Origin of the sequence: Nocardioides marmorisolisilvae (assembly GCF_003725775.1) — a bacterium.
Classification (GTDB): Bacteria; Actinomycetota; Actinomycetes; order Propionibacteriales; family Nocardioidaceae; genus Marmoricola; species Marmoricola marmorisolisilvae.
Window position 1 is genome coordinate 422398 of the sequence record NZ_RJSG01000001.1, and the last position, 11603, is coordinate 434000.

Annotated in this window: 14 protein-coding genes; 3 read left to right on the forward strand and 11 right to left on the reverse strand. The window is 68.5% G+C overall.

Going from position 1 to position 11603, the window contains the following annotated elements; all coding sequences use genetic code 11:
* The first annotated feature begins 121 nt into the window (after positions 1-121).
* The gene (locus EFL95_RS02180; protein ID WP_123232405.1) at positions 122-1267 is read left to right on the forward strand and encodes a DUF5667 domain-containing protein; all 1146 of its coding nucleotides are present in this window, start codon (positions 122-124) and stop codon (positions 1265-1267) included.
* A gap of 117 nt (positions 1268-1384) precedes the next feature.
* On the opposite strand, the gene EFL95_RS02185 is transcribed toward EFL95_RS02180, so the two are convergent.
* The 10 genes from EFL95_RS02185 to EFL95_RS02230 all read right to left on the reverse strand — a co-directional run bounded on the left by EFL95_RS02185 (position 1385) and on the right by EFL95_RS02230 (position 9255).
* Positions 1385-2557, reverse strand: coding sequence for a lysophospholipid acyltransferase family protein (locus EFL95_RS02185; RefSeq protein ID WP_123232406.1), 1173 nt, complete (start codon positions 2555-2557; stop codon positions 1385-1387).
* Positions 2550-3596 (reverse strand): NAD-dependent epimerase/dehydratase family protein, encoded by a 1047-nt coding sequence (locus EFL95_RS02190; protein ID WP_123232407.1) that lies wholly within the window; start codon positions 3594-3596, stop codon positions 2550-2552. Before EFL95_RS02190 ends, EFL95_RS02185 begins: the two co-directional genes overlap by 8 nt.
* Before the next feature lie 31 nt (positions 3597-3627).
* A complete protein-coding gene (locus EFL95_RS02195) occupies positions 3628-3729 on the reverse strand; it encodes a 30S ribosomal protein bS22 (RefSeq protein WP_081683056.1) in 102 nt (33 codons plus the stop codon).
* A 117-nt stretch (positions 3730-3846) separates the two neighbouring features.
* The gene (locus EFL95_RS02200) at positions 3847-4053 is read right to left on the reverse strand and encodes a helix-turn-helix domain-containing protein (RefSeq protein WP_123232408.1); all 207 of its coding nucleotides are present in this window, start codon (positions 4051-4053) and stop codon (positions 3847-3849) included.
* A gap of 139 nt (positions 4054-4192) precedes the next feature.
* The gene (locus EFL95_RS02205) at positions 4193-5308 is read right to left on the reverse strand and encodes an acetoin utilization protein AcuC (RefSeq protein WP_123232409.1); all 1116 of its coding nucleotides are present in this window, start codon (positions 5306-5308) and stop codon (positions 4193-4195) included.
* A 71-nt stretch (positions 5309-5379) separates the two neighbouring features.
* Positions 5380-6180, reverse strand: coding sequence for a pyrroline-5-carboxylate reductase (gene proC, locus EFL95_RS02210; protein WP_123232410.1), 801 nt, complete (start codon positions 6178-6180; stop codon positions 5380-5382).
* Positions 6181-6196: 16 nt separating this feature from the next.
* On the reverse strand, positions 6197-7045 hold the full coding sequence (locus tag EFL95_RS02215) for a proline dehydrogenase family protein (RefSeq protein ID WP_246004753.1): 849 nt from the start codon (positions 7043-7045) through the stop codon (positions 6197-6199).
* Between the two features lie 147 nt (positions 7046-7192).
* Positions 7193-7927, reverse strand: a complete 735-nt coding sequence (locus EFL95_RS02220) for an ABC transporter permease (protein WP_123232412.1) — start codon at positions 7925-7927, stop codon at positions 7193-7195.
* Positions 7924-8637: an ABC transporter ATP-binding protein gene (locus EFL95_RS02225; protein WP_123232413.1), complete on the reverse strand. Its 714-nt coding sequence runs from the start codon at positions 8635-8637 to the stop codon at positions 7924-7926. The genes EFL95_RS02220 and EFL95_RS02225 overlap by 4 nt, the downstream gene beginning before the upstream one ends.
* A gap of 27 nt (positions 8638-8664) precedes the next feature.
* Positions 8665-9255: a TetR/AcrR family transcriptional regulator gene (locus tag EFL95_RS02230; RefSeq protein ID WP_123232414.1), complete on the reverse strand. Its 591-nt coding sequence runs from the start codon at positions 9253-9255 to the stop codon at positions 8665-8667.
* A gap of 217 nt (positions 9256-9472) precedes the next feature.
* Here EFL95_RS02230 and EFL95_RS19145 point away from each other — a divergent pair, with 217 nt between their 5' ends.
* Together EFL95_RS19145 and EFL95_RS19150 are read left to right on the forward strand one after the other, a co-directional pair.
* Complete coding sequence (locus tag EFL95_RS19145; RefSeq protein ID WP_148044941.1) at positions 9473-10141, forward strand: hypothetical protein; 669 nt, start codon at positions 9473-9475, stop codon at positions 10139-10141.
* The gene (locus tag EFL95_RS19150) at positions 10138-10791 is read left to right on the forward strand and encodes a hypothetical protein (protein WP_148044942.1); all 654 of its coding nucleotides are present in this window, start codon (positions 10138-10140) and stop codon (positions 10789-10791) included. Before EFL95_RS19145 ends, EFL95_RS19150 begins: the two co-directional genes overlap by 4 nt.
* An 18-nt stretch (positions 10792-10809) precedes the next feature.
* On the opposite strand, the gene EFL95_RS02235 is transcribed toward EFL95_RS19150, so the two are convergent.
* The gene (locus tag EFL95_RS02235; RefSeq protein ID WP_425463953.1) at positions 10810-11592 is read right to left on the reverse strand and encodes a sugar phosphate isomerase/epimerase family protein; all 783 of its coding nucleotides are present in this window, start codon (positions 11590-11592) and stop codon (positions 10810-10812) included.
* Positions 11593-11603: the final 11 nt, after the last annotated feature.

The window sequence follows — 11603 nt, forward strand, 5'->3', positions numbered from 1 at the left end:
GTGGATCACGCGTAACCCTCGCGGGAGGCGCGTCGTTTGACTTGGTGTACGAAAGCACGGGGGACCGCAGCACCCACGCGGGAAGGCCGTGCTCACCCTCCCACGAATCAGGATTGACCTCATGATCAGGCTGAACCCGGCGCGCAGAGCCGCTGAGGAGTTCGCCAGCGTGGTCGACGGACCGCGAGGGGCGGTAGCCGAGCGCTACGCCGAGCTCCTCTCCACGGTTGACGTGCTTCGCGAGCAGGAGATCCCTGCGCCGCGTGCCGATTTCGTCGCCGACCTGCGGATGCGGCTGATGGACGCCGCTGACACCCTGCTCCTGCCGGCCGACGCGGAGCTCGCTCCGGTCCTGCCGCTGAGCGCCCCGAGCAACCGCCGCCAGCGCCGGATCAGCATCGCCGCCGCCGCGTTCGTCGTCATCGGCGGCACCGCCGGTGTGGCTGCCGCTGCCGAGAGCTCCCTGCCCGGTGACGCCCTCTACCCGCTCAAGCGCGGAATCGAGAGCGCCCAGGTCTCCCTGAACTCGAGCGACTCCGGCAAGGGCCAGGACCTGCTCCGCCAGGCCAGCACGCGTCTCGACGAGGTCGACGGCCTCATCAGCTCCGACAGCTCGGCCTCGGAGATCAACCACACGCTGAGCTCCTTCCAGCGCAGCGCGACCAACGGAGCCGACCTGCTTTTCGTCGCCTACCAGCGCAACGGCGACCCGCAGGAGATCACCCGCCTGCGGACGATGCTCGGCTCCCAGCTGAACCAGCTCGACCAGCTGTCCGACAAGGCGCCGAACGGCTCGAAGCCGGCCTTCGCCTCGGCCCGCACGATGCTCTCCGACCTCGACCAGCAGGCCAGCGCCCTCTGCGGCAGCTGCGGTCCGCAGGCCAGCAGCGCGGCTGTCGCGGTGACCTCGGCCCAGGCACTGGACAGCCTGCTCAGCGGCCCGATCACCCAGGCCCAGCAGGCAGCCGCCGAGGCCGCCCGCAACAGCGACCTGGCGCACAAGGCAGACCAGGCCGCCAAGAACATCAAGCACTCCGTGACCGGAAAGCCGGGAACCGTCACACCTCCGTCCGTCACTCCCGGTGGCGACGGGCCTCCCGTCACGCTTCCTGATCCTGGCGATCCCACGGGATCCCTGAACGGCGCGCTCTCCGGACTCACGTCCGGAGTTGACGCGCTTCTGGGGCAGGTTGACCAGGCCACCGGTGGCGTGACCGCTCCGCTGACCACGACGGTCAACACCACGCTGCACGGCCTGCTGCCGTGATCTGAGCCGCGTCAGCGGATCAGATCGTCGGTGGTTGAGCAGCGAGCTCGGCTGAGCTTGCGAAGCCGAGACCGAGCGTGTCGAAACCTGGTGAGTTGCGCGCTCAGGTATCTGTCGTCAGCCGAAGACGGACTTGCGCTGCATCAGCAGCCCGTAGAGCGTCTGCTGGATGGTCTCGCGCACCTGGTCGGTGACGTTGAAGACCAGCATCGGGTCGTCGGCCGAGCCGGCGTCGTACTCGTCGGTGCGGATCGGCTCGCCGAACTCGATGATCCACTTCGAGGGCAGCGGGACCAGACCCAGCGGCCCGAGCAGCGGGAAGAACGGCGTGATCGGGATGTACGGCACCCCGAGCAGGCGGGCCAGCGAGGGGATGTTGCCGACCAGCGGGTAGATCTCCTCCGCACCGACCACGGACGTGGGCACGATGGGTACGCCGGTGCGGATGGCCGCCGAGACGAACCCGCCGCGACCGAACCGCTGGAGCTTGTAGCGCTCGCTGTAGGGCTTGCCGATGCCCTTGAAGCCCTCGGGCCAGACACCGACGATCTCGCCGTTCTTGAGCATCCGCTCGGCGTCCTCGTTGCACGCCAGCGTCACGCCGCCCTTGCGGGCGATCTCGCTGACCACCGGCATCCGGAAGACCAGGTCGGCGCCGAGCGGGCGCAGGAAGCGGTGCGCGTGGTCGTGGATCGTGACCGCGGTCATCAGGCCGTCCACCGGGATCGTCCCGGAGTGGTTCGAGACGACCAGCGCACCGCCGGTCGACGGGATGTTCTCCACGCCACGGACCTCGATGCGGAACCACTTCTCCGCCACCGGGCGGATCGCAGCCATGAAGAAGTACTGGGTGATCTCGGCGTCGAAGCCGTACTCGTCGACGGTGTAGTCACCGGTCAGACGGCGGCGCAGGAAGGCCAGGAAGGCCGCCAGGCGGGGCTCCCAGTCCGCTCCGAACACCTCGACGGCTGCGCTGGTGAAGCCGGCCAGCCAGTCGACGGCGGGGATGCCGGCGGTCGGCTGACGCTCCGCGGTACGCGCACCGGCGGGGTGCACCGCGCGGGCGACCTCCTCGGCCGGTGTGCGGGGCGCCGGGACCTGCCCGGACGGTGCGTCGAAGACGCCCTGGCCGATCGGGTCGATCAGCGGCTTGGGCGTGGGGTTCTTGGTGGCCGTCTTCGTGGCCGCCTTCGGCGCCAGACCGCGGGCCGAGGAGGAAGGCTTGGCGCTGCCGGTGCCGCGCCCGGGCTTGCCGCGGGTACCGATCGGAATGATCTCTGCGTCACCCATGGAGCTCTCCCGAGGTCGTGGTGTCACGGTTCCCGCCCAGAGCGCCGACCAGGGCGTTCTCAGCGGCACGTACCCGGCGCTCGGAGACCACACCGGGCTCGATCGAGGCGGCGAACTCACCGAAGGCCTGCTCGGTGGTCCGCGACGGCTTGAAACCGAGGACCTCGCGCATCCGGGTGGTGTCCACACCACGGCCGTAGGCGAGGAAGGCGACCTGCTCGCGGGAGAAGTCCGCGACCCGGGCCTGGCGCATCGCCGACCCCAGCGGGCCGACGGCGAAGCCCGGCAGCGGCAGGGCGGGGCGGCCGAGGCGACGGATCGCCTGGGACAGCATCATCACGCCGTCGCCGGCCACGTTGAAGGTGCCGCCGATGTCGGTCAGCGTCGCGTGCTCGAGGACGTCGATCAGGTCGGTGTCGTTGAGGAACTGCATCCGCGGGTCGAAGCCGAGGACGGTCGGGATCACCGGCAGCTTGAAGTACGCCGCGGTCGGGGTGTTCAGCCCCGGGCCGAGCGCGTTCGCGGTGCGCAGGGTGGTCGTCCGGACGTCGGGGCGACGGCGCGCGAAGCCGCGCACGTAGCTCTCGACCTCGTTGATGTCCTTGACGAAGCCGAAGCCGCCGACGCGCTTGGCCGCCATGTCCTCGGTGAACATGGCGGGGTCGCGGTTCGAGGACCCGTAGACCGACGTACTGGACTTGAGCACGAAGTGCTCGAGGTCCGGGGACTGCTGGCACGCAGCGAGGAGCTGCATCGTGCCGATGACGTTCAGCTCCTTGGCGGCACTGCTGCTGCCGGAGCCCGAGGACGGCAGCACGCTCATGTGCACGACCGTGTCGACGTGCTCGCGCATGATGACCTTGGCGATCACCGGGTTGCGGATGTCGGCGCGGACGAACGACACCGCGCCCAGGTCTCCCCGGGGCGGCTGGACGTCGACACCGATCACGCGGTCGACGTCGGGCGCCGCTGCGAGCTGGCGCGCGAACCGACGACCGAGGTCGCGAGCGACCCCGGTGACGAGAACGACACGGCCCACAGGAGTCCCCTGAAACTTCTCGCCGAAGCGGTTACTTGCCGAGACGACGACGCTGGACGCGCGTCTTCTTGAGCAGCTTGCGGTGCTTCTTCTTCGCCATACGCTTGCGGCGCTTCTTGATGACTGAACCCACGGGTGACCTTTTCTACTACGGCTTGGAAGGCCTCAGCCTACTTGCACGCAGGGGGACATACGAATCGGACGTGAGCGCACTCACGTCCGACTCGATGAAGCTGTGGCGCAGAGGGCCTCAGCCGGTCTGGAAGAAGCTGTTGCGCAGGTACTCGTTGACGTCGTTCTCGCTGACGCGGAACGAACGACCCACGCGCACGGCCGGCAGCTCGCCACCGTGCACCAGACGGTAAACCGTCATCTTCGAAACCCGCATCACCGAAGCAACCTCGGCAATGGTCAGGAACTTCACCTCGGAGATGTCTCCGGACAGGTTCGAACCCATCACGCACCGCACTTTCCAGGGCACGCTCTCCGGCTTCCCCACCGGAGGTGACGCGTGCTCGTGTCCCGAGGATAGAGCCTGGTGTGACTTGTGGGGAAGGGGTGCAACGAGAAGACTTCTGTTGCCCCAATTTTCCTGATTACCAGGACATCGGGTCAATTCCGTGCTCTGGGAACACCGCGGAACGCGTCTCCGCAACGGCGCGGTCCAGCCACGAATCCGGGTCGAAACCTTCCGAGAAGTCCCGGAATTCCGGTACTGCTCCGTCTGTCATCTCCTCCGGAGCCCGGACGCCGACCCGGTCGGCCACCTCGGTGCGCCAGCCGGCCGGCGTCGCGGCTCCCGGATCGAGCGGAGCCCCTCCCACGATGGCCAGCAGGTGGGACCAGGACCGAGGCACGACCTCGGCGACCGCGTAGCCGCCTCCCCCGGTGGCGACCCAACGCCCGCCGCACACCTCATGGGCCAGGTCGTGCAGCGCCAGGTAGCTGGCCCGGTGCCCGTCCACGGTGAGCATCAGGTGCGCCAGCGGGTCCTCCCGGTGGGAGTCGCAGCCGTGCTGGGTGACCAGGACGTCGGGGGCGAACGCGCGCACCAGCGGGGGCACCACGGCGTGGAAGGCGCGCAGCCACCCGCCGTCGGTGGTCCCGGGCGGCAGGGCGACGTTCACCGAGCTGCCGGGGGCGTTCGGACCGCCCGTCTCGACCGGGAACCCGGTGCCCGGGAACAGCATCTGACCGGTCTCGTGCAGCGAGATCGTGAGCACCCGCGGGTCGTCGTAGAAGATCTTCTGCACGCCGTCGCCGTGGTGCACATCCACGTCCACGTAGGCGATTCGACGCGCTCCGGCGTTCAGGAGCCACTGGATGGCGACCGCGACGTCGTTGTAGACGCAGAAGCCGCTGGTGGCCGCCGGCATCGCGTGGTGCAGCCCGCCGGCGATGTTCGCGGCGTGCACGACCTCACCGCTCCAGACCCGGCGCGCGGCCTCGACGCTGGCGCCGACGACGTGCCGGGCGGCCTGGTGCATCCCCGCGAAGGTCGGGTTGTCGTCGGTGCCGAGCCCGAACTGCGGCTGCCGCAGCGCGGGGTCGGCACTGCTGCGGCGTACGGCGTCGATCAGGGACTGCTCGTGCACCAGCAGCAGGTCGGCGTCCGTCGCCTCCGGCGCGGGCACCGCCGACAGCGCGTCAGCGCCGACGACGCCCAGGCTGCGGGCGAGCGACATCGTCAGGTCGACCCGTACCGGGTTCATCGGGTGCGCCGCACCGAAGTTGTAGTCGGTCAGCGTCTCGTCGAAGACGACGCAGGCTCCGCCGGCGCAGCTCAGTCGAGGTCCTTCGCCAGGGCTCGGGAGCGGTCGCTGGCGGCTTCCATCGCCGTGATGAACGCAGCCCGCACCTTGTGGTCCTCGAGCTCACGGATCGCCGCGGCGGTGGTCCCGCCGGGCGAGGTGACCTGCTCGCGGAGCACCGTGGGGTGTTCCCCGGTCTCCCGGAGCAGCTTCGCGGAGCCCACAACGGTCTGGACCACCAGCTCGGTGGCCGTCGTCCGCGGAAGGCCCAGGTGGACGCCGGCCTCGATCATCGACTCGACCACGAAGAACAGGTACGCCGGCCCCGAACCGGAGATGGCGGTGACCGCGTCCTGCTGCTTCTCCGGCACCCGGACGACCCGTCCGGTCGTGGCCAGCAGTCCCTCGGCCACCGCGAGGTGCTCCTCGTCGCAGTGCGAGCCGGCGGAGATCGCCGCCATGCCCTCGTCGACCAGGGCGGGGGTGTTCGGCATGACCCGGACCACGGCGACGCCGTCCGGGATGTGCTTCTCGATCAGCGCGGTGGTGATGCCGGCGGCCAGCGAGACGACCAGCTGGCCGGCGCGTAGGTGCGGCGAGATCTCGGCCAGCACGTCGGTCATGTCCTGCGGCTTGACCACCAGCACGACGGTCTCGGCGCCCGCGGCCTCGACGTTGCTGACCACGTTCACGCCGTACTTCTCGCGCAGCTCGGCAGCGCGCTCGGGGCGCTTCTCCCCGACGGCGAGGTCGGCCACGTCGCGGCCACCGCGGATCAGCCCGGACAGCAGGGTCTCCCCCATCACGCCGGCACCGATGATGGCGACAGTCATCCGGACCTCCTCACGGTTACTTCTGGGACAGCAGTGAACGCAAGAAGAATGTCAGGTTGGACGGCCGCTCGGCGAGCCTTCTCATCAAGTAGCCGTACCACTCGGTGCCGTACGGGATGTAGACGCGCATCCGCTCACCGCTGGCGGCGAGGCGCTTCTGCTCCTCGGAGCGGATGCCGAACAGCATCTGGTACTCGTAGCTGCCCGGCGGCCGGTCGAACCGGGTCGCGAGCGCGCCGGCGATCTTGATCATCCGCGGGTCGTGGCTGGCCACCATCGGGTAGCCCTGGCCGGCCATGAGGACCTTGAGGCAGCGGACGTAGGACTTGTCGACCTCGTGCCGGTCGGTGAAGGCGACGGTCTCGGGCTCGTTGTAGGCGCCCTTGCAGAGCCGGACCCGCGAGCCCTCGAACGCCAGCGCCCGGCAGTCGTCCTCGGTCCGGCGCAGGTAGGCCTGCACCACCGCGCCGGTCTCCGGGTAGTCCTTGCGCAGCTCGCGCAGGGTCTCCAGGGTCAGGTCGGTGGTGGTGTGGTCCTCCATGTCCAGCGTCATGGTGGTTCCGACCGCGCGGGCCGCCTTGGCGATCCGGCGGGCGTTCTCGAGGCTGAGCTTCGGACCGATCTCCGGCAGCGCCTGACCGATCGCGCTGAGCTTGACGCTGACCTCGGCGCTGCGGGACAGACCCTCGGCGTTCAACGCCTCCAGCAGCTCCAGGTACGCCGTGACGGTGGCCTCGGCCTGCTCCTCGTCGAGGGTGTCCTCGCCGAGGAAGTCGATCGTCGTCAGCCGGCCGTCGGCGACCAGCGCCCGAGTGGCCTCGACCACGTCGGCGATCTGCTCACCGGGCACGTAGCGGGAGACCACACCGCTGCTGACCGGGAGACGGGTGACGAGATCCTTGACTTGTCGGCTCCTGGAGAGGAGCAGCAAACCCTGGCGAAGCACTTCTCTGAACACTCCCTGCGACACACGCGGCACCTCGTTGTGCCGCTCGGTCTACGGTACGCCGCCTCAGGCCGTCCGGCGCCGCAGGGTCAGGGCTCCGAGGACCAGCGCCGCGAGGGCGAAGCCGACGATCACCGAGAGATCGCCGAGCACCGCCGGGTCGGTGCTGCCGGTGACCGCGTTCATCGCGTCGACCGCGTAGGAGAGCGGCAGCACGTCGGAGACGCCGTGCAGGAAGCCCGGCAGCTCGTCACGGTGCACGAACAGCCCGCACAACAGGATCTGCGGGATCACCAGCGCGGGCATGAACTGGACCGCCTGGAACTCGGTCTGCGCGAACGCGGAGACGAAGAGCCCGAGCGCCGAGCCCAGCACCGCGTCGGCGACCGCGACCACCATCAGCACCCACACCGGTCCGGCAACGTTCAGGTCGAGGAACCAGGTGGAGACCGCGACCGCCAGCGCCGACTGGATCGCGGCGACGACGCCGAACGCGATCGCGTAGCCGAGCAGGAAGTCGCCCTTGCCCATCGGCATCGCCAGCAGTCGCTCGAGGGTGCCCGAGGTCCGCTCGCGCAGCGTGGTCACCGAGGTCACCAGGAACATCACGATGAACGGGATCAGGGCCAGCAGGGCCGGAGCGAGCGCACTGAATCCCGGGCCCGGACGGTCGGTGAACATCCACCACAGCAGGGTCATGATCACGCAGGGCAGCACGATCAGCATCGCCAGCGTGCGACGGTCACGCCGCAGCTGGATCAGCACCCGCCGGGCGACTGCGAACGTGATGCGCGCGTTCATGCCGCACCGCCGACCAGGTCGAGGAACGCCGATTCGATGTCGTCGGCCCCGGTGCTCGCGAGCAGGGCGGACGGAGTGTCGTCGGCGATCACCCGGCCCTCGCGCATCAGCACCAGCCGGTCGCACCGGTTCGCCTCGTCCATCACGTGGCTGGAGACGAACACCGCGGCGCCGTCGTCCGCCAGGCGGTGGAAGGTCTGCCAGAGGTCCTGGCGCAGTACCGGGTCCAGACCCACGGTCGGCTCGTCCAGCACGATCAGCTGCGGTTCACCGAGCAGCGCCACCGCGAGCGAGACCCGCGAGCGCTGACCGCCCGAGAGTCGGGCGACCACGCGGTCGGCGTACGAGGTCAGGTCGACGAGCGCGAGGCACGAGTCCACCCGGGCCTTCGGCACCCCGAGCACCGAGGCGAAGAACTCGAGGTTCTCGGCGACGGTGAGGTCGTCGTACACGCTCGGCGCCTGGGTGACGTAGCCGATGCGACTGCGCAGGGCGGCCGAGCCGGCCGCCTCGCCGAAGACCGTCACGGTGCCGGAGGTGATCCGCTGGACGCCGACGACGGTGCGCATCAGCGTGCTCTTGCCGCAGCCCGACGGGCCGAGCAGTCCGGTCACCTGACCGGCCGGGATCTCCAGGGTCACGTCGTCGAGGACGGTGTTACCGCCGCGCACGACAGTGAGGGCGTCGATCGCCACTCCGTTTTTCATCATGTGATGAATTTAGATCATGGATCAGGTTCATGACAAGTCCCCGGTCAGGTAGCGCTGGATCGTCGGCGCGTAGACCGCGACCACCTCGTCCGCCGACATCGAGACCAGCGGCTCGACCCGAACCAGGTAGCGGAACATCACGATGCCGATCATCTGGCTGGCCACCAGCGGCATCCGACGCCCCGGATCGTCGATGCCGAGCGCCGTTCCGAGGGGCTTGATCACCACCTCCAGGAAGCCGTTCTTCACCAGCTCTGAGGCCGAGGGGTCGAGCAGACCGCGGGCGAACCCGATCATCGACGGCTGGATGCTCGGGTCGTCCCACACCGAGAGGAAGCCGCGCAGCAGCCGTTCGCCGGCACCGTCCAGCCCTTGGGTCGCGATGACCTCGAACACCGCGCGCGGGTCGACCGGCAGCGAGAGAGCCGCCACGAACAGGTCGTCCTTGCTGCCGAAGTAGTGGTGCACCAGCGCCGGGTCCACCCCGGCGGCGCCCGCCACCGCACGCACCGAGGTGCCCGAGAAACCGTTCTCCGCGAACAGGGTCCGAGCCGCGTCGAGGATCGCGGCCTTGGTGTCCGGTGAGCCCTTGCGGCGCCCGCGGGATGCGGCGGTCATCCGGACCTACCCCACCGGCCGCCGGAAGCACTGTCGCCAAGGCCTCCGAGATTCTCACCCAAGTTCATCACCGTTCGACCGTCATCTCTCATCCGAAGCCACGTCAACTCCCCGCGGTCATCACCCCGCTGGCTGCATCCATCGAGGAGTGCTCACCCATGATTCGAAGATTGTCTCTCGTTGCGCTTGCAACGCTCGCCCTTTTGGGCTGCATACCGTGGCCGTCGTCAAACGCGGCCACTCCAGACTGCAGCCCTGCAACTCCAGCAACTCACTGCTACGCGATTCTGGACGCGACCGGAACCACGTTCTACGGCATGTACGGCACCTGGAATCGAGCTGCCTTTCAGCTGGAAACCCGACCGCCGCGAACCAGCGATTCATCAACTCGGAGATGTGGCTTGCCCAAAGCACGAACTCATCGGCCCCTTGGGTCGAGACCGGCATCAAGAATGGGTTCTTCGCAGGTGCTCCTGGCGTCGGCAACCGGGCATTCGCCGAGTGGAATCGCAGCGGCGTCGTCGGCTTTCACAGCTTCGGAGGAATCACGCTCGACGACGCGGTGACCGATGAATTTCAGATCAGCCGCGCCGGGACGACCTACTCCTGGAACGTGTACTTCGATGGACAACTTTGGACAACCGGCACGTCACCCGGTTTCTGGTCTTCCGTGAACCAGCAACTCGGCGCCGAGGTCGCCTCTGCCTACGCCACTTCGAGCCTTTTCACGATGTATGGCAAAGGCATCACCAGTTCGGGCGCCAAGGCAAACCTGGCAACCGATGTCGCGTGGCCCGCGAACGACACAGCTGCCGGCTCTGGTCCGGCGGACCTGTACGGCCAGCGACCCAGCGAGTCAACCTGGAAATGGAGAGTCCCTGAATGAACGCGATGATCAAAACCGCCAGCACCAGCGTCGCAGTGCTCACAACAATCGCGCTCGGATACGGATTCACCCATTCATCTGGGCAATCGGGCACACCGAGAGTCCGAACCGATGCAGCCAACGCGCCAGTTCGTTCCGACGCTGCGTCCACGGCCGCGAGCACACCGCCCAGCCCGCCGGCGACAGCACCGTCGGCGATCCGCGACGCGACGTGCGAACTGGAAGCAGTGCCCACGCTGCCTTCCAATGCCGACTCCCGTTTGAGGAAGGCGTTGGACGCAACGCCGTTCGCCCAAGCTCTCGACCCGAGCGAAGCTCTTGATCGCGATGCGGCGATCCGACAGGCAGATCAGGCATCGTCGGAGCCGAGCAAGGTCAACCGGTCTGCGGCGGCGAGAGTCCCCTACAACCAGGCTTTGGAAATATTTGGTGGCGGGCCCAGCCCGCTCATCGCGACGACCCGATGCGTTTGGGTCGTCTCTGTCGACGGGCCGTTTGCGGGCCTGTCGGTTCGTCCAGGCGCGAAGGTCGCGCCTGCAAAGGGCTACACGATCGCGATCGACGCGGCGTCCGGTGAGGTGTTGGACGGCCGCGCTGGAGTTGGATCACCGAGCCTGATCACCGGAGCGAACCTCCCGACGAAGCAGTAATCGCTTCGCGACTGCTGCTCACCGAGCAGCAGTCGCGAAGTGCAGCCGGCCGAAGGCGAGTGACTCCAACAGATCGGCTTCCCGGGCTTCCTTGGTCGCAGCCCGCCGGGTGTTGATCTCCATGACGATGTGCCCGTCGAAGCCGGTCTCGGCCAGGTGCTCGAGGAACTCCCCGCAGGGCTGGGTCCCGCGGCCGGGCACCAGGTGCTCGTCCTTGGCGGAGCCGCTGCCGTCGGTCATGTGGATGTGGCGCAGCCGGTCACCCAGGCGCTTGGCCATCTCGACCGGGTCGGAGTGCGCGGTGGCGGCGTGGGAGAGGTCGATGGTGGTGTTCGCGTAGTCCTCGAGGCTCGGGTCCCAGTGCGGTTGGTAGACGTCCATCTCGCGTCGGGCCGTCGCCCGCCACGGGTACATGTTCTCCACCGCGAACGCGATGCCCGTGCGCTTCTCCAGGTCGGCGATGCCCTCGACGAAACCGGCGGCGTACTCCTTCTGCCAGCGGAACGGCGGGTGCACGACGACCACGTCGGCGTCGAGCTCGTGCGCCATCTCGGCACTCCGCTCGAGCTTCTCCCACGGGTCGGTCCCCCACACCCGCTGGGTGATCAGCAGGCAGGGCGCGTGCACCGCACAGACCGGGACCTCGTGGTAGTCGCGGAGCCGGCGGACCTTGTCCGGGTCCTGGCTGATCGCGTCGATGCTGACCATCACCTCGACCGCGTCGTATCCGAGGGACGAGGCGTACTCGAAGGCGTGCGCCACCGACTCCGGGTAGACCGAAGCCGTGGAGAGCGCGAACAGGCTCACGAGCG

Bases quoted from the DNA above. Each gene is read 5' to 3' on its own strand.
- EFL95_RS02185 (WP_123232406.1), bottom strand. From the start codon at position 2,557: ATGGGTGACGCAGAGATCATTCCGATCGGTACCCGCGGCAAGCCCGGG.
- EFL95_RS02205 (WP_123232409.1), bottom strand. From the start codon at position 5,308: ATGAACCCGGTACGGGTCGACCTGACGATGTCGCTCGCCCGCAGCCTG.
- proC (WP_123232410.1), bottom strand. From the start codon at position 6,180: ATGACTGTCGCCATCATCGGTGCCGGCGTGATGGGGGAGACCCTGCTG.
- EFL95_RS02180 (WP_123232405.1), top strand. From the start codon at position 122: ATGATCAGGCTGAACCCGGCGCGCAGAGCCGCTGAGGAGTTCGCCAGC.
- EFL95_RS02230 (WP_123232414.1), bottom strand. From the start codon at position 9,255: ATGACCGCCGCATCCCGCGGGCGCCGCAAGGGCTCACCGGACACCAAG.
- EFL95_RS19150 (WP_148044942.1), top strand. From the start codon at position 10,138: ATGAACGCGATGATCAAAACCGCCAGCACCAGCGTCGCAGTGCTCACA.
- EFL95_RS02200 (WP_123232408.1), bottom strand. From the start codon at position 4,053: ATGGGTTCGAACCTGTCCGGAGACATCTCCGAGGTGAAGTTCCTGACC.
- EFL95_RS02225 (WP_123232413.1), bottom strand. From the start codon at position 8,637: ATGATGAAAAACGGAGTGGCGATCGACGCCCTCACTGTCGTGCGCGGC.
- EFL95_RS02220 (WP_123232412.1), bottom strand. From the start codon at position 7,927: ATGAACGCGCGCATCACGTTCGCAGTCGCCCGGCGGGTGCTGATCCAG.